General features: G+C 70.5%; 17 protein-coding genes and 1 tRNA gene. 4 read left to right on the top strand and 14 right to left on the bottom strand.

Annotated elements, in window-relative coordinates:
- Positions 1–29 precede the first annotated feature (29 nt).
- Both AU194_RS07650 and tgt read right to left on the bottom strand, forming a co-directional pair.
- Complete coding sequence (locus AU194_RS07650) at positions 30–1244, bottom strand: cytochrome P450 (RefSeq protein WP_059088635.1); 1215 nt, start codon at positions 1242–1244, stop codon at positions 30–32.
- A 9-nt stretch (positions 1245–1253) separates the two neighbouring features.
- On the bottom strand, positions 1254–2456 hold the full coding sequence (gene tgt / locus AU194_RS07645) for a tRNA guanosine(34) transglycosylase Tgt (protein WP_059088634.1): 1203 nt from the start codon (positions 2454–2456) through the stop codon (positions 1254–1256).
- A gap of 130 nt (positions 2457–2586) precedes the next feature.
- Between tgt and AU194_RS07640 the strand changes: the two genes are divergently transcribed.
- On the top strand, positions 2587–3084 hold the full coding sequence (locus AU194_RS07640) for a lipoprotein LpqH (RefSeq protein WP_059088685.1): 498 nt from the start codon (positions 2587–2589) through the stop codon (positions 3082–3084).
- Here AU194_RS07640 and AU194_RS07635 read toward each other — a convergent pair.
- From AU194_RS07635 to AU194_RS07625, 3 genes are read right to left on the bottom strand one after another with little or no spacing between them, the layout of a single operon-like run.
- Complete coding sequence (locus tag AU194_RS07635) at positions 3071–4789, bottom strand: diol dehydratase reactivase ATPase-like domain-containing protein (protein ID WP_059088633.1); 1719 nt, start codon at positions 4787–4789, stop codon at positions 3071–3073. The genes AU194_RS07640 and AU194_RS07635 overlap by 14 nt on opposite strands.
- A complete protein-coding gene (locus AU194_RS07630; protein WP_059088632.1) occupies positions 4786–5121 on the bottom strand; it encodes a diol dehydratase small subunit in 336 nt (111 codons plus the stop codon). Before AU194_RS07630 ends, AU194_RS07635 begins: the two co-directional genes overlap by 4 nt.
- Entirely contained in the window at positions 5118–7337 is a 2220-nt protein-coding gene (locus AU194_RS07625; RefSeq protein ID WP_059088684.1) for a propanediol/glycerol family dehydratase large subunit, read from the bottom strand. The genes AU194_RS07630 and AU194_RS07625 overlap by 4 nt, the downstream gene beginning before the upstream one ends.
- Before the next feature lie 125 nt (positions 7338–7462).
- Between AU194_RS07625 and AU194_RS07620 the strand changes: the two genes are divergently transcribed.
- Positions 7463–9217, top strand: coding sequence for a penicillin-binding transpeptidase domain-containing protein (locus AU194_RS07620; RefSeq protein WP_059088631.1), 1755 nt, complete (start codon positions 7463–7465; stop codon positions 9215–9217).
- Between the two features lie 18 nt (positions 9218–9235).
- The gene (locus AU194_RS07615; RefSeq protein ID WP_059088630.1) at positions 9236–9604 is read left to right on the top strand and encodes a hypothetical protein; all 369 of its coding nucleotides are present in this window, start codon (positions 9236–9238) and stop codon (positions 9602–9604) included.
- Here the strand turns inward: AU194_RS07615 and AU194_RS07610 are convergent.
- The 5 genes from AU194_RS07610 to AU194_RS07590 all read right to left on the bottom strand — a co-directional run bounded on the left by AU194_RS07610 (position 9601) and on the right by AU194_RS07590 (position 11686).
- Positions 9601–9987 carry a DUF2237 family protein gene (locus AU194_RS07610; protein ID WP_059088629.1) on the bottom strand — a complete coding sequence of 129 codons (387 nt, stop codon included), beginning with the start codon at positions 9985–9987 and terminating at the stop codon, positions 9601–9603. The genes AU194_RS07615 and AU194_RS07610 overlap by 4 nt on opposite strands.
- Before the next feature lie 18 nt (positions 9988–10005).
- The gene (locus tag AU194_RS07605) at positions 10006–10302 is read right to left on the bottom strand and encodes a hypothetical protein (RefSeq protein ID WP_059088628.1); all 297 of its coding nucleotides are present in this window, start codon (positions 10300–10302) and stop codon (positions 10006–10008) included.
- Positions 10303–10586: 284 nt separating this feature from the next.
- Positions 10587–10677, bottom strand: a tRNA-Ser gene (locus AU194_RS07600).
- Positions 10678–10727: 50 nt separating this feature from the next.
- Entirely contained in the window at positions 10728–11180 is a 453-nt protein-coding gene (locus tag AU194_RS07595; protein WP_059088627.1) for a nucleoside deaminase, read from the bottom strand.
- Positions 11177–11686 (bottom strand): tRNA adenosine deaminase-associated protein, encoded by a 510-nt coding sequence (locus AU194_RS07590; protein WP_059088626.1) that lies wholly within the window; start codon positions 11684–11686, stop codon positions 11177–11179. The genes AU194_RS07595 and AU194_RS07590 overlap by 4 nt, the downstream gene beginning before the upstream one ends.
- A 96-nt stretch (positions 11687–11782) precedes the next feature.
- Here AU194_RS07590 and AU194_RS07585 point away from each other — a divergent pair, with 96 nt between their 5' ends.
- Positions 11783–12724, top strand: a complete 942-nt coding sequence (locus tag AU194_RS07585; RefSeq protein ID WP_059088683.1) for a prephenate dehydrogenase — start codon at positions 11783–11785, stop codon at positions 12722–12724.
- Here the strand turns inward: AU194_RS07585 and AU194_RS07580 are convergent.
- From AU194_RS07580 to AU194_RS07565, 4 genes are read right to left on the bottom strand one after another with little or no spacing between them, the layout of a single operon-like run.
- A complete protein-coding gene (locus tag AU194_RS07580) occupies positions 12690–13292 on the bottom strand; it encodes a putative glycolipid-binding domain-containing protein (RefSeq protein ID WP_059088625.1) in 603 nt (200 codons plus the stop codon). The two genes, AU194_RS07585 and AU194_RS07580, sit on opposite strands and share 35 nt — an antisense overlap.
- Positions 13289–14071, bottom strand: coding sequence for an ABC transporter permease (locus AU194_RS07575; protein WP_059088624.1), 783 nt, complete (start codon positions 14069–14071; stop codon positions 13289–13291). Before AU194_RS07575 ends, AU194_RS07580 begins: the two co-directional genes overlap by 4 nt.
- Positions 14068–14730 carry an ABC transporter permease gene (locus AU194_RS07570; protein WP_059088623.1) on the bottom strand — a complete coding sequence of 221 codons (663 nt, stop codon included), beginning with the start codon at positions 14728–14730 and terminating at the stop codon, positions 14068–14070. Before AU194_RS07570 ends, AU194_RS07575 begins: the two co-directional genes overlap by 4 nt.
- Positions 14731–14734: 4 nt before the next feature.
- Complete coding sequence (locus tag AU194_RS07565; protein WP_059088622.1) at positions 14735–15835, bottom strand: ABC transporter ATP-binding protein; 1101 nt, start codon at positions 15833–15835, stop codon at positions 14735–14737.
- Position 15836 lies beyond the last annotated feature (1 nt).

Raw genomic sequence — 15836 nt, 5'->3', positions numbered from 1 at the left:
CTTCTACAACGGATTCCTGGGTCGGGCGGCTAGATTGCGACGGAAAGCGTCTCCATACCGCGCAGGGTGAGGTTCGGTTTGTACACCGGCTCGGCGGCCAGGCGGGCGTCGGGGAACCGTGCGGTGACCGCCGAGAGCGCGACCGCGGCCTCCAGCCGGGCCAGCGGCGCGCCGAGGCAGAAGTGCGGACCCTTCCCGAAGCCGAGGTGGCGGATGTGCTCGCGGTCCGGGTCGAATTCGTCGGCCCGCTCGAACGCCTCGGGGTCGCGCTGGGCGGCGGCGAGCAGCAGCAGCATGCTGTCGCCCTTGGGCACCGTCAGCCCGTTGATCGTCATGTCCTCCGCCGCGATCCGGACGACCAACTGCACCGGCGGGTCGTAGCGCAGCGTCTCCTCCGCCACCGTCGACAGCCGCCGCGGATCCGCCGCCGACTTCGCCCACTGGGCCGGCTGGCGCAGCATCGCCAGGATCGCGTTCGCGATGAGGTTGACGGTGGTCTCGTGCCCGGCAACGAGCAGCAGGTTGCACGTGGCGACGATCTCGTCCTCCGTCAGCTGGTCACCGGCCTCCTCGGCCGCGATCAGCCCGGAGATCAGATCCTCGCGCGGTTCGGCCCGCCGCCGCGCGATGAGTTCGCGTAGATACTCCCGCAGCCACAGGCCGGCCTCGAGCCGCCGCTCGAACCCCTCGGCCGCCTCACCGGTGACGGTCATGAACGGGTCCAGCGACTGCGCCTGCAGCGCCGACGCGCGGCTGAACTGCGGTTCGTCCTCCAGCGGCACGCCGAGCAGCCGACAGATCACCGCCACCGGGAGCGGATACGCCAGGTCCGCGACGGCGTCGAACTCACCCTTGGCCGCCACGTCGTCGAGCAGCGCGTCCACCAGCGCCACGATCTGCGGTTCCAGCGCCTTGACCACCCGGGGGACGAACGCCGAGCTGACCAGCCTGCGCAGCCGGGTGTGGTCGGGCGGGTCGAGGAACAGGAAGCCCGGCGCCCCGAAGGGCCGCGCGGGTGCGCCCGCGGCGATCTCGCGCTGCGCGACCGTGGACTTCAACCGGTCACTGGCCGACGCGGGATGGCGCAGCACCTCGTCGCAGTCGGCGAACGAGGAGAACACCACCAGATTCGACGACGGCAACACCACCGGTCCGGCGGCCCGCAGGTCGGCGTAGAGCGGATAGGGGTCGGCCCGGTTGCCCGGGTCGAGCAGCCGGCCGAGCAGGGTCTGAGGGTCGGTCATGGTTACAGATCAACCGTAATAGCGGCCGAGCACGTCGGCGCGCAGGTCGTCGAAGTCTCCCGCGACGATCGACGCCCGGATCCGGTCGACGAGCCGGATGACGAAGCGCTCGTTGTGGATCGTGCACAGGGTCGAGGCCAGCATCTCCTTGGCCTTGAACAGGTGGTGGATGTAGGCGCGGGTGTAGTGCGCGCACGTGTAGCAGTCACATTCGGCGTCGATGGGCGTGAAGTCGCGCCGGTAGCGGGAGCCCGTGATGTTGTAACGCCCGTCCGCCGAATAGACCGCGGCGTTGCGGGCGACCCGCGACGGGGACACACAGTCGAATGTGTCGGCGCCCGCCTCGACCGCGGCGAACAGATCGTCGGGTTCGCTGATCCCGAGCAGGTGGCGTGGTTTGTCGTCGGGCAGTTCGTCGGTGACCCAGCCGACGATGGTGGCGAGGTTCTGCTTCTCCAGCGCCCCGCCGATACCGAACCCGTCGAAGCCGAGTTCGGCCAGCCCACGGGCGGCCTTGCGGCGCAGATCCTCGTACTGCGCGCCCTGCACCACGCCGAACAGCGCCTGCGGCGGTTTGTCGGGCCGTTCGGCGTCCAGCCTGCGGTGCTCGGCCACACAGCGCACCGCCCACTCGTGGGTGCGCTGCACCGACTGCTCCTGGTAGGCGCGGGTGTTGACCAGCGTGGTCAGCTCGTCGAACGCGAAGATGATGTCCGCACCCAGCCGGCGCTGGATACCGATCGACACCTCCGGGGTGAACCGGTGCTTGGAGCCGTTGAGGTGGGACCGGAACGTCACCCCGTCGTCGTCGACGACGGCCAGGCGTTCCTTGCCCTTGGCGATGATGTCGTCGGCCTGGACCCGCGCGGTGTCCATCGCCAGCACCTTCTTGAATCCGACGCCCAGGGACATCACCTGGAAGCCGCCGCTGTCGGTGAACGTGGGGCCGGGCCAGTTCATGAACGCGCCGAGCCCGCCCGCCGCGTCGACGATGTCGGGCCCGGGCTGCAGGTACAGGTGGTAGGCGTTGGCCAGCACCGCTTGAGCGCCAAGATCTTTCATCGTCTCGGGCAGGACCGCCTTGACGGTGGCCTGGGTGCCGACGGCGATGAAGGCCGGGGTGTGGATGTCACCGTGCGGGGTGTGGATCACGCCGACCCGGCCGCGCCGTCCGGGTAGCTCCGCCTCGACCTCGAAGAACTGCTGATCCACGCAGGTATTCAACACCGATCGGTGCCGGGCCATGAAATCCGTCAATCCCGAACCGCGACGGGGAAGCCGCACCATACTGCTCAACGACGGCCCGAATCAAGATCGGGCCGCTGAGGTGAAGGAGAACAGGGTGAAGCGTGGTTTCCTCGTGACCGTGGGCGGTGCGGCGATCGTGGCCGCCGGCCTGGCGGGCTGTTCCTCGGACAGCGGTTCCTCCGAGTCGACGACATCCGCCGAGTCGAGCGACACCGCCACCGCGAGTGCATCGGCGGAGGCCACCTCGGCACCGGGCGGCGCGAAGGTCGTCATCGACGGTCAAGACCAGAACATCCAGGGCACCGTCGCCTGCACCTCGATGGGCGGCAACCTCAACATCGCGATCGGCCAGGCCACCACCGGTATCGGCGCGGTGGTCACCGAGGCCGATCCCCCGGCGGTGCAGTCGGTCGGCCTCGGCAACTTCAACGGCGTCACCCTCGGCTTCCAGCAGGGCACCGGCCAGGGCAACGCCGAGGTGGAGAAGGACGACAAGACCTACAACATCAAGGGCAACGCCACCGGCGTCGACATCGCCAACCCGCTGCAGCCGGTGACCAAGCCGTTCGAGATCGAGGTCACCTGCCCGTAGCTTCGGCGTAGAGGTGCACCAGGCCCGAGGCCACTGCGAACCGCGGGCCGTGCACCCCGTCGATGTCGGCGCGCCCGACCACGACACGGGCCCGGCGCAGTGACTCGCCGACGGTGCGCAGCAGTTCGTCGTCCAGCGCCCCGCCGCCGGCGAGGAGTAGCGCGGGCGGCGGTTCGTCGAGCGTGGCCAGGCAGCGGGCGATGTTCGCGGCGACGGTCTCCTGTTTGATCGCCAACCGGAGGCTGCGCCACTCCTCGGCGGCGAGCCGGTGCGAGAACGGCACCAGCCCCGCGCTGCCGCGGGTGCACAGCCGCCCGATCGCGTCGGCGGGCGCCGGACTGTCCAGGAACACCCGGCGGCCGTCCTCCTCGTGGGCGACGTGTGGACCCTCCACGCGCAGCGCCGGTGTGCGTTTCACCCGCTCGGCGAGTGCCCGCGGAATGCCGAGCACCCGGGACACGGCGGTGGTGATGGTCTCCCCCGCACCGGCCGCGGTGACGGTGTGGTCGCCATCGATGAGATCGACTGTGCCGCCGCCGATGTCGCACACCACCGCACCCGGCGGCAGGCCCGGCGTGGTGGCGGCGCCGCGCGCCGCGGCGGCGGGTTCGGTCGACAGGGTGGTGGCGGGCCTGCCGGTCAGCGCGGACAGCGTTGCGGCGGCGTCGGTCACCGGTTCGGCGGCCAGCAGCGCGACGACGGTGCCGCGCGCGTCGGCGACACCCCTGCGCAGCCACGCCCCGTTGTCGATGGCCGCGAGATCGGTGAAGAACGCGTCGTCGACCGCGACACCGTCCTCCGCGGCGGGCATCGCGCGCAACCGGACCGCGACCGCGCATCCCGGCGGTTCCAACCGCAGCACACTGTGGGCGGCCGCGGGCGCGTACCGCACGATCCGCCCGTCGATCCGGCAGTCGACGTAGTCGTCGTCGACGGTGGGCGGGTCCGGTGGTTCGGTGCGCGCGGTGACGGCGATGGCGGGGGCATCGGCGAGTTCGCGGGTGAACTCCGCGATGTCGTGCAGCCGTTCGTGGCCCAGCCGCAACGCCGCCGACAGCGCGATCGGATCGGCCAGCGCGCGGTACGCCCGGCCTTCGGCGACCACCTCGACCGCGACGAGCGCGCCCGGTCTCAGGCCGTCGAGGTCGACCTCGTCGACCACGGGGACGTCGATCGGGATGCGGTTGCGGATCAGCACCGCGTCGTCCTGGGCGGCGAGCACACCGGCGATACGCCAGCCCCGGCTCACCGCCTCGGTGACGGCGTGTGCGGCGTCCTCGAAATCGGTTGTCGCCAAGACGGATACGATCACCGTTCCGGGCTGGACCGGGCCGGTGAGGTCGGCGAGCGGGACGTGGGTGCCGACTCCGTGCCCGACGCCGGCGGGGGTACTGGCATCGGGGCGCCGCAGACTGCGCAGTGGGCTGTTCGGGGACACCGCCGGCGGCAGCGGTGCGGTCGCGGTGTCGACCGGGCGGATCGTCGCGAGCACGATCTGGTCGACGCGGGTCTGCGCCTCCACCTCGAGCCGGTGCAGCAGCGCCGCGGCGCCGTCGAGCGAATCCGCCGACCCCTTGCGACCGCGGGTCGGCGCCTGACCGTGCGTCACCGGTTCGACCCGTCCGTCGGTCACCCGGGCGACGACGATCTCGGTGGTGTGGTTGCCGACGTCGATTCCGGCCACCACCACCGGACTGGATGTCACCGCAGCAGGCCCCGCCTGGCGTAGACGTCGGCGGCCTGACGCACCAGTTCGGCGCACCGCGACGCACCACGCGTCTCCAGCGACACCCGCAGTTCCTCGAGTTCGGCCGCGGTCGACCGGTACGGCCGCAGCGCCTCGTAGAGTCCCATCACATCCTCGTCGTCGATCACCGCCAATTCGGCTGCGCGCAGGAAGTTCTCGGCCAGCTGCGGATTGCCGTGCTCCTCGGCGACGACGGCCTGGTGCGCGAGCGTGGCCGGGTCCATCCGCAGGTCCGACAGCGCCAGCTTGCCGTCGACCGCGGCCGCCACGGTGAACTCTTCGTCGGTCATGCGCGCTCGGCCTCCACGGTGATCGGCGCCTGACCGGGTTCGCAGGCCTGGCGTTCCAGCGCCACCAGCGCCACCGCGCGGGCGTGGTAGCGGGCGGAGATGGATTCGTCGGTACCGCCGGACAGGATCGGCAGCGGCGCCATGCCCTTGGCGTGGCGAGCGGCGTTGCGGCCCAGCTCGCGGTACATCTTCGCGGTGAGCAGCGGCGCGACGCTGAACAGTTCGAGGTTGGCCAGCGGTGCCAGGTCACGGCGGTGGATCAACGCAGTCCCCTTGCCCTGCAGACCGATTCCGATCCCGGAGCCCGAAAGGCGGGCCGCGGTCAACCCGATCAGCCCGACGTCGATGGTCGAGCGCACCCGCACCAGCCGCGGGACGCAGCCCTCCTCCTCCAGCCCCGCCGACAACTGGCGCAGCACCTCACCGACGGTCAACCCGCACAACGTCAGCCACACCGAACGGCCGAGCGCCGGGGACAGCCCGATACACACCTCACGCGGGTCGCTGCCCTGACGGGCCGGTTCGATGTCGGTGAACACCAGGTGACCCTGGTGCTCGGCCTGGTCGGCGGTCAGTTCGGCGGCGGTGCGGGCCTGCCGGATCCCGTCGATCTCGGCGCGGCGCTCCTCGGTGATCGCGTATCCGGTGCCGGGGCCCGCGTAGTCGTTGGGGTCGGTGATCTTCGACAGCACCCGGAACTGGTCGTCGAAGATCGCGGAGGTCTGTAACTGGTCCCCGCGCAGGCGTTCTCGGGTCAACCTCATGATGGCCTCGGCCTCCGGGGCGTAGCCGGTGCGGTGCAGTGCGGCGACGACGTCGAACACGGTGAGCTGGCGGGCCTCGATCGCCGTGGCCGCCTCCGCGACGGCCTTCGGATCACCGGCGGGCAGATCCCGCGAATCGTTGGCGACCACCACCGCGTCGATGCGCTCGTCGTCGAAGTCGGCGAGTCCGAGGTCACGATAGACGGCCTGCACCGCCGTCGCCGCCCGTCTGCGCACCCGCGCCAAGTGCTCGGGCGATACGGTGCGCAGACCGCCGTCGGCGCCCCAGTCGCGCTGCAGCACCAGGAAGTCGTCCACGTCGTCGGCGTTGAAGTTCGACAGCGCAAAGGTGTTGTCGTAGCGGGGAATCGACCCGAAACCGGAGAAGATGAAATCCGCACCGGCCAGCAGCACCGGCAGGGTGTGCGCGCTGCGCCGGATATCGGATTCGGAGATCAGGTTGTCGTTGCCCGCACACGATTCCAGATCGCGCATCATCACCATGAGGTTCTCGGCGAGCAGTTCCTTCATCCCCTCGGGGACCGACGCGACCACGCCCACCCCGTCGATGCCGCCGTTCTGCACACCCTGGGAGCCCAGCGCGCGTGCCAGTGAGACACAACGGGATTCGAGGTAGAGGATCGAACACTTCTCCGCCGCGCCCATCAGCACCTCGGCACCACCACCGCTGGTGACGCGCATCTTCAGCCCGCGCGACGCGTAGGCGGAGGTGAGGATCGCCTTGGAGAACGGGGTGTCGTCACCGTCGACGAACACTTGCTCGGTGCCGTAGATCGAGATCGTCTCGGCGTAACTGGTCAGCCCGCGCAGGCCCAGCCGCAGCTCGAGTGCCTCCTCGATCGAGCACTGCGCCATCGCCCCCGCGACGCCGACCTGCGAACCGATCAGCAGCGCAACGGCATTCGACGGGGCATCGCCGAGCACCGGCACCGTCGTCTCCACCTCGCGGAACCCGTACGCCACCGCGCTGGCGGCGTCGGCGGCGATCAGCAGCGGATCGTCGAGTTGGTTGGTGACGTGCGCCTGGTTACTCGGGGTGCGCCTGGCCCGCATCTTGTGCATCGCCATCTGCATCTCGACCGGCGTCATCACCGCCATCACCCGCGCGAGTTTGGCGGGGGTGGTGCCGCCGATCAGGCGCACCACTTCTGCGCGCGGGACCCCGACGTCGACGGCCATCCGGGCCAGCACCGCATCGTCGAGGGACATCGCCTCCTCGGCGACCGCGAGGTCGATGCCGTAGCGGGCGATGAACTCGTCGATGACGTCGAAGTCGGCCGCCGCCTTGCCGTCGAGTTCGACCACCCGCCCGTCGCGCACCACCAGCGAGGGTTCCGGATCGTGTGGGCTGTGCATCGCGACCAGACCGAGCGCCGCGTCGGGGACACTGAACCCGTCGAGGTTGACCGGCTTCCCGTCGAGGATCCGCAGCCGACCCTGGGCGAGGTCGTCGTGTTCCGTCACACCGGTGATCCTGCCGCCTCCCCGCGCGACACGCGATGCCTTTACTGGTCGGCGTTTCTGGCCCTTTTGACCGCTGCTGACACGATGGGGTCGTGAAACGACTCGCACTCGCCGTCGTCGGCGCACTCGTTCTCACCCTGGCCGCCTGCTCGTCGCCGAGCCCCGCCGACCCGTTCCGCGCGTTCGCCGAGGCACTCGGCCGCCGCGACGCCAAGGCCGCCGCCGAGCAGACCGACGATCCGGCCGCCGCGGAGCCGGTCATCGCGGCGATGTTCGACGGGATGGGCCCCGACGCGACGGTGCAGGTGACGGCCTCGCCCGTCGACGAGGCGACGCAGGCCCTGCGTTATCAGTGGACACCCGCGCCCGAACACGAGTTCGCCTACGAGGCGACCGGCACGGCCGAACAGGACGGCGACCGGTGGCGGCTGGCGTGGTCGACGGCGTTGCTGCACCCGGACCTCAAGGCCGGGATGAACTTCCAGTACAGCGAGGACAGCGAGCTGCAGACCCCGGTGCTCGACCGCACCGGACAGCCGCTGATGACGTGGCAGACCGTCGGGGTGGTCACGCTGGACCGCGCCCACGTGGGCTCCGCGCCGGCGCTCGCCGGACTGCTCGCACCGATCGAACCGACCATCACCCCGGAGTCCATCGCCGCGCAGTTCGACGGCAACGACGACCGGCTCGTCACCGTGATCCGGTTGCGGGAGGCCGACTTCCGGCCCATCGAGGAACAGCTGCGGGCCATCCCGGGAGTCGCGGTCGCCGAACAGGGCGATCTGCTGACCGCCGACCGGGCGCTGCGCTCCCCCGCCATGGCCGAGCTGCCGAAGGTCTGGCACGACCGCATCACCCGCACCGCGGGCTGGTCGGTGTACCTGGTCGACGGCGACGGTGCGGCCGCGCAGCGGTTGACCGCCACCCCACCGGCGCCGACCGATCCCGTCCGCACCTCGCTGGACCTGCGGCTGCAGCTGCTGGCGCAGCAGGCCGTCGCCCAGGAACCGCGGCCGACGATGCTCGTCGCGATCTCGCCATCGGATGGTGGCATCCTCGCGGCCGCGCAGAACGAGGCGGCCGACGGCCAAGGCGCGATCGCATTCAACGGGCTGTATCCGCCGGGGTCGACGTTCAAGACCATCACCACCGCGGCGGCGCTGGAGGCCGGGCTCGTCACACCCGATACACCCGTAGAGTGCCCGGGCCGGCTCACCATCGAGAACCGCACGATCCCCAACGACGACGAGTTCGACCTCGGCACCGTCCCCATGACCACGGCGTTCGCCCGCTCCTGCAACACCACGATGGGTGCGCTGGCCGACCGGTTGCCCGCCGACGCCCTGTCCACCACGGCCCGCGACTTCGGGATCGGTGTCGACTACGTGATCCCCGGGCTGACCACCGTCACCGGTCGGGTGCCCACCGCCGACAGCGCGGCCCAACGCGTCGAGAACGGCATCGGCCAGGGCACCGTAACGGTCAGCCCGTTCGGGCTCGCGGTCGCCGAGGCCAGCCTCGCGCACGGCGCGACGATCACCCCGACGCTGGTGCTCGGCGAGAAGACGACGGCCGACACCGAATCCGCACAGTTGCCGTCCGCCGTGGTCGACGCGTTGCGGTCGATGATGCGCGCGACGGTCACCGAAGGCACCGCGAGCGTACTGTCCGACATCGGTGGCCTCGGCGGGAAGACGGGCACCGCGGAGTTCGGCGACAACACCCACTCGCACGGCTGGTTCGCGGGGATCGCGGGCGACATCGCGTTCGCGACGCTGGTCGTCGGTGGCGATTCGTCGGCTCCCGCGATCACGGTGTCGGGCAACTTCCTGCGGCAGGCGGGGTGAATCGGGCAAGCTGAGCGCATGAAATTGGTGGCTGTTCTCGCGGCGGCCGGTGGCCTGCTCGCCGCACCGCTCGTCACCGCCTCGCCGGCCGTGGCGGCCCCGTGCAACAGCGTCGACTGCGTGCCGTACGTCGACCGCAACGTCGACCCGAGCGAATCGTGCGTCTCCGGCGGGATCCGCTATCTGTTCGGGCTCGACGCGTCGGGCAACAACTACCTGTGCAATACGCAACGCGAGTGGGTCCCGCAGCCGGCGCTGGTCGGGGTGCGGACGCAAGGCGCACCGTGCGACGGCAGCGTGGGTGTCGCGCAGTCACCCGACGGGTTGCCGCTGGGCTGCCTGCGCGGCGCCTGGCTGCCCGACTTCAAATCCTTCTACTACACCTAGAGATCGCCGAGGTCGTCGGGCACGTCGACGGCGTTCTCCCGCAGCGCCTCGATCGGCACCACGTCGAGGGTGCGCTCGTGGGTAGCGGCCAGCACCACCGGTGCGGCGTACCCGTCGCGGTAGGCGCGCAGCCAGTTCGCGGCCGTGACACACCAGCAGTCCCCGGGGTTGAGGCCGGGGAACCGGTATTCGGGCCGCGGGGTCGACAGATCGTTGCCGATCGCGCGCTGGTGGTCGAGGAATTCGGCGGTGACCACGGCGCAGATGGTGTGTGCGCCGAGGTCTTCCGGCCCGGTGGAGCAGCAGCCGTCGCGGTAGAAGCCGGTCAGCGGATCGGTGCCGCATTCCTCCAGGGGGCCGCCGAGCACGTTGCGGTCAGACACCCGGTCAGTATCGCCCGGTCAGCGCGCGGTGGCGACGAGGTTGGGGGTGCGCGGCGGCCGAACGCCTCCGGATTTGGTTGCGCTGACGGTGATGGTGCCGCCGCTGCAGGTGACGGTCTTGCCGTCGACGATGACGGACTGGCCGTCGTCGATCGGGATGTCGTAGCCGTCCTTGTCGGTGTAGTGGCAGCCGGTGTTCGCGGTGGTGTTGCCGGGCGGCAGCGCGTATGCGGTGGCCGGGGCGAGGGCGAACAGGGCGGCGGCGCCGAGGAGCGCGGCGGCGTAGTTGCGGCGGGTGAGTGGGGTGGCGGTCATGATGACTCCTTCCGTGGGTGGGTAGGAGAAATGCTGCCGGTCAGGCCGTCGCGGGGTAATCGCCTGCGAGCCAGAGTTCTCGCCCGTCGGGGAAGGGTTTCCTGTCCGTCCGGTGAGGGTGTCGCTCCGCGGCCCTTGGGCTCGAAACCAACACCAGGGCTGTGGTTCGAGGCTCCGCCGACGAGATCACGACCCTGGTGTAGGTCCGGCGCCTAGCGTCGCGGCAGCGATACCGTCCCGGAAAGCAAAAACCGCCCTACCTGCGAAAAGCAGGCGGGCGGTGTTGGCGGTGGCGGAGGGATTTGAACCCTCGGACGGGGGTTACCCGTCACACGCTTTCGAGGCGTGCTCCTTAGGCCGCTCGGACACGCCACCGTGTGGCAGCTTACCGAATCGGCCGCGCTCGCCCTAATCGCCAGTCAGCGTCACCGCTGGGCGCCGAAGAACCTCTCCAGCGGGCGGGCGCATTCGTCGGCGAGTACGCCGCCGCGGACCTGCGGGCGGTGGTTGAGCCTCCGGTCGCGCACCACGTCCCACAGCGATCCGACCGCACCGGTCTTGGGCTCCCACGCCCCGAACACCACCCGCGCGACCCGGGCCAACACCAGCGCACCGGCGCACATCGTGCACGGCTCCACCGTCACCGCCAGCGTCGCACCCTCCAGCCGCCAGCCGTCACCGAGCACCGTCGCCGCGGCGCGCAGCGCCAGCACCTCGGCGTGCGCGGTCGGATCCCCCAGCGCCTCGCGGGCGTTCGCGGCGCGGGCGAGTTCGGTGCCGTCGGAGCCGAACACCACCGCGCCGATCGGCACGTCCCGCGGCCCGGCGAGGGTCGCGGCGTCCAGCGCGGCGCGGATCAGCGTCTCGTCGGCGATCACCGATTGAGTTTGTCGAGCACCGCCGACAACTCGTCGGCGAAGCCCATCTCGCGGGCGATGCGGCCCAACTGCTCGTCGGCGTAGAGATCGGTCTCGTCGAGGATGACGCTGAGCACCGCCTCGGGCAGTCCCATGTCGGACAGCAGCCCCAGGTCACCCTCCTCGAACGGGTCGACGTCGTCGAGGTCGTCGGGTTCGATGTCGGCGTCGAGCTGTTCGAGGACCTCGGCGGCGATGTCGTAATCCAGCGCGGCGGTCGCGTCCGACAGCAGCAGCCGGGTGCCCGACGGGGCGGGCCGCACGATCACGAAGAACTCGTCGTCGATGTCGAGCAGCCCGAACACCGCTCCGGCGCTGCGTATCTCGCACAGCTCCTTCTCAGCGACCGTGAGGCTGTTGAGCGCCGCCCGCCGCATGGGCGCGCAGCGCCACTTGCCGTCCTCACGGACGACCGCCACGCCGAACCCGTCGGGCGTGTCCTGCGCCGGCGCACTCTGTGCTCCCATGAGGCAGTACGGTAGTCGCCCACCAGCGCCTTTGACCAGGCATGCGACAGGGCAGAACTGGCCGTGTGCCAACCTTGAACGGTGACGAAACCACCGGTGTGTGTGCTGGGCCTCGGCCTGATCGGCGGGTCGATCATGCGCGCGGCCGCCGCCGCCGGGCGGGAGGTGTTCGGCTACAACCGGTCACTCGAGGGAGTCCAGGGCGCACGCCAAGATGGGTTCGACGCCAGCGAGCATCTCGACGAGGTACTCGCCCGCGCGGCCGAGACGTCCGCGCTGATCGTGCTCGCCGTACCGGTACCCGCCCTGCGGCTGATGCTCGACCACATCAAGGCGGCCGCGCCGCACTGCCCGCTCACCGACGTCACCAGCGTCAAAGGCGCTGTGCTGGAACAGGTCCGGGAGGCCGGGCTGCTGGAGCGGTTCGTCGGCGGCCATCCGATGGCGGGCACCGCGTACTCGGGCTGGGCGGCCGGGGACGCCGGGCTGTTCGTCGGCGCCGCGTGGGTGATCAGCGTCGACGACCACGTCGACCCCGAGGTGTGGGAACACGTGATGACGCTCGCGCTGGACTGTCACGCGGTGGTGGTGCCCGCCCGCTCGGACGAACACGACGCCGCCGCGGCGAGCATCTCGCACCTGCCGCATCTGCTCGCCGAGGCACTCGCCGCCACCGCGGGTGAGGTCCCGCTGGCGTTTGCGCTGGCCGCCGGATCGTTCCGCGACGGCACTCGGGTGGCGGGCACCGCGCCCGACCTGGTGCGGGCGATGTGCGAGGCGAACGCCGATCAACTGCTGCCGATGCTGGACCACTGCCTGAGGCTGCTCATCGCCGCCCGCGGCGCACTGGCCCATCACGCGTCGGTGGCCGATCTGGTCGAGTCCGGCCACGCCGCGCGCATGCGCTACGAGAGTTTCAGCCGTCCGGAGATCATCACGACGGTCATCGGCGGGGACAGCTGGCGCGACGAACTCGCCGCGGCAGGCCGCGCCGGCGGGGTGATCAGATCCGCGCTGCCAAGCCGGGGTAGTCGATGATGAACCCGTCGGCGTCGACGGTGATCGTGGTGTCGGCGACCGGTGAGTGCAGCTTGATCCCGTCCGAGCCGGGTCCGCCGGCGTAGCTGATCGTCGCCTGCTCCACCGAGAACTCCGGCAGCCGCACGTACACCACGGGCACGGAGATCGAGTCACTGTGCTCGTGCAGGCCGGTACGCCGGATCGGCAGCGTGTTGAAGAACGGGCTGAGCACGACGTCGACGTCGAGGGCGCCGTCGAACGTGGCCCGTTTGAGCTGGTTCTGCTGATCGCGGACCAGCCACATGTTCTCTTCGTCGCGGGCGAACGAGATCTGCCGCTCACGTTCGGCGAGGGTGACGGTCATCGCGAGGCGCTTCGTCGCACCGTTCTCGTCGGTGACGAGGTCGTAGGAGGCGGAGAACGCCGGATGCGCATCGCACGCGCCGCCGACGATCCGGCCGTAGGCCTTGATCCGTTTGCCCGAAAGCTGCACCCGGACCGATTCCATCCGAGGGGCATCGTGGGCCCGCCATGTCAGGACCGCGGGCCAGGTGTTCTTCACTTCAGAGCGGTCGGCTTCACTCACCCTTCTACCGTATGCGACGCGCGCGCCGGTTCGTACCCCGCCATCGAACTCTGGCGAGATCGTGACTCGAGCGCCACTTCGTCGCTCAGGAATGGCTGCGGCATCCGGCCCGCGCGGCGCAGCCGGCCCGTGCCCGGCACCGACGCCCAGACCGCGAAGGCGAGGAGCCCGTCGAGGATCAGCGCGAGCGCGGTCACCATCAGCGCCCCCACGAGGGCGAGGTAGAACTCGCGCACCTTGATGCCGTCGATCAGGTAGCGGCCCAGACCGCCGAGGCTGGCGTACGCCGCGACCGTCGCGGTGGCCACGATCTGCAGGGTCGCGGTGCGCAGGCCGCCGAGGATCAACGGCAGCGCGATCGGCGTCTCCACCCGCAGCAGCACCCGCCGCTCGGTCATCCCCATCGACCTGGCGGCGTCGACGACGGCCGGGTCCACGTTGGCGATTCCCGCGTAGGTGCCCGCCAGCAGCGGTGGGATACCGAGCAGCATCAGCGCGACGGTCGGACCGATCAGGCCGAGACCCCACAGCAGCACGCCGAGCAGCAGCACACCGAGGGTGGGCAGCGCGCGCAGCGCGTTCACCCCGGTCACCACGAGGAAGGTGCCCTTGCCGGTGTGCCCGATGATCATGCCGAGCGGGACGGCGATCAGCGCCGAGAAGACGACCGCGATCGCGGTGTACTCGAGGTGCTCGACGATGCGGGCGCCCAGCCCAGCGGGCCCGGCCCAGTTCGCGGCGGTGAAGATGAACGACAGCGCCTCGGACAGGAAGTTCATGCCGGCGCCCCCACCTTGGTCGTCTTCTGCGCCCGCGTCCAGGGTGTGAGGGCCTTGCCGATCAGCATGATCAGCGTGTCGATCACGACCGCCAGCACGAAGATCGCGACGATGCCCGCGACGATCTGATCGCTCTTGTTGGCCTGGTAGCCCTCGGTGAACCAGGTGCCCAACCCGCCGACACCGATCACCGAACCCACCGACACCATCGAGATGTTGGTGACCGCGACCACGCGCAAGCTCGCGATGAGAACCGGAATCGCCAGTGGCAGTTCGACTTTCAGCATGCGGGTGAGCGGCCGGTAGCCGACGGCGGTCGCCGCGTCGAGCACCGCCGGCGACACCGCGTCCAACGCCTCGGGCACTGCGCGCACCAGCAGGGCGACGGTGTAGAGCGTGAGGGCGACGATCACGTTGGCCTCGTCGAGGATGCGCGTCGGGATGATCAGCGGGAGCACCACGAACAGCGCCAGCGACGGGATGGTGAAGATGATGCTGGCGGTGACGGTCGTGAGCCGTCGCACGGTGGTGGTGCGCTGGACGAGCGCGCCGAGCGGCACCGCGATCAGCAGGCCGAGCACGATCGGGATCAGCGACAGCCGCAGGTGGATGACCGTGAGCGCCCACAGGTCGTCGAGGTGGGCCAGCAGGTACCGCACCGGCTCAGACCTCCTGCCGCTGCCGGTCGAGTGCGGCGAGCACGTCGTCGGCGCGGACCCCGCCGATCACCTGACCGTCCTCGTCGACGGCGACGCCCAACCCGGCCGGCGAGGACAGCGCGGCGTCCAAGGCGAGGCGCAGCGTGCCGTCCGGGCGGAACAGCGACCCGCCGGCGATCGTGCTGTCGTACAGCGATGCGCCGGTGCGGTGCAGTGCGACGCCGTCGGCGTTGATCCACGCGTACGGGGTGCCGTCCGGCCGGGTCACCAGCACCCAGTCCCCGGCGCCGAGTTGCAGTGCGTCGATCTCGGTTTCGCGGACGTGGCGGATGTCGTGCAGGGGCAGGCCGGCCGCACGCCGGAACTGCAGCCCGCGGTAGCCGCGGTCGGCGCCGACGAACCCTGCGACCGCATCGTTGGCCGGGTTGGACAGCAGCCGCGCCGGGGCGTCGTACTGCAGCAGCACCCCGCCGCGGCCGAACACAGCGACCCGGTCCCCCAGCTTGATGGCCTCGTCGATGTCGTGGGTGACGAACACGATGGTCTTGCGCAGGTCGTTCTGCAGCCGCACGATCTCGGTCTGCAGTTCCTCGCGCACCACGGGGTCGACGGCGCTGAACGGTTCGTCCATCAACAGGATCGGCGGATCGGCGGCCAGCGCGCGGGCCACCCCGACGCGCTGCTGCTGACCGCCGGACAGTTGCGCGGGATATCGGTCGCCCAGTTCGGGGTCGAGGCCGACGCGTTCCATCACCGCCAGCGCGGCCTTGCGGGCGCTGCGCCGGGACTCCCCGCGCAGCACCGGCACGGTCGCGACGTTGTCGACCACCCGCAGGTGCGGCATCAGCCCGGCGCTCTGGATGACGTATCCGATGCCCAACCGGAGTTTGACGGCGTCGACCTTGGTGACGTCGTCGCCGCCCACGGTGAGCGTGCCCGAGGTGGGCTCGATCATCCGGTTGATCATCCGCATCGAGGTGGTCTTACCGCAGCCCGACGGCCCGACGAACACCGTCAACGTGCCCTCGGGCACCTCGAGGCTGAGGTCGTCGACCGCGACGGTGCCGTCCGGGTACCGCTTGGTGACGTCGGTGAAGGTGATCATG

It is taken from the genome of Mycobacterium sp. GA-2829 (assembly GCF_001499965.1).
Lineage (GTDB): Bacteria > Actinomycetota > Actinomycetes > Mycobacteriales > Mycobacteriaceae > Mycobacterium.
The sequence above is the reverse complement of the archived record's forward strand: the minus strand, read 5'-3'. Positions and strand labels throughout refer to the sequence as shown.

Coding starts and splice junctions, on each gene's coding strand:
- AU194_RS07650 (WP_059088635.1), bottom strand. CDS start 1,244: ATGACCGACCCTCAGACCCTGCTCGGCCGGCTGCTCGACCCGGGCAAC.
- AU194_RS07630 (WP_059088632.1), bottom strand. CDS start 5,121: ATGACCGACGAAGAGTTCACCGTGGCGGCCGCGGTCGACGGCAAGCTG.
- AU194_RS07615 (WP_059088630.1), top strand. CDS start 9,236: ATGAAATTGGTGGCTGTTCTCGCGGCGGCCGGTGGCCTGCTCGCCGCA.
- AU194_RS07605 (WP_059088628.1), bottom strand. CDS start 10,302: ATGACCGCCACCCCACTCACCCGCCGCAACTACGCCGCCGCGCTCCTC.
- AU194_RS07590 (WP_059088626.1), bottom strand. CDS start 11,686: ATGGGAGCACAGAGTGCGCCGGCGCAGGACACGCCCGACGGGTTCGGC.
- AU194_RS07575 (WP_059088624.1), bottom strand. CDS start 14,071: ATGAACTTCCTGTCCGAGGCGCTGTCGTTCATCTTCACCGCCGCGAAC.
- AU194_RS07565 (WP_059088622.1), bottom strand. CDS start 15,835: ATGATCACCTTCACCGACGTCACCAAGCGGTACCCGGACGGCACCGTC.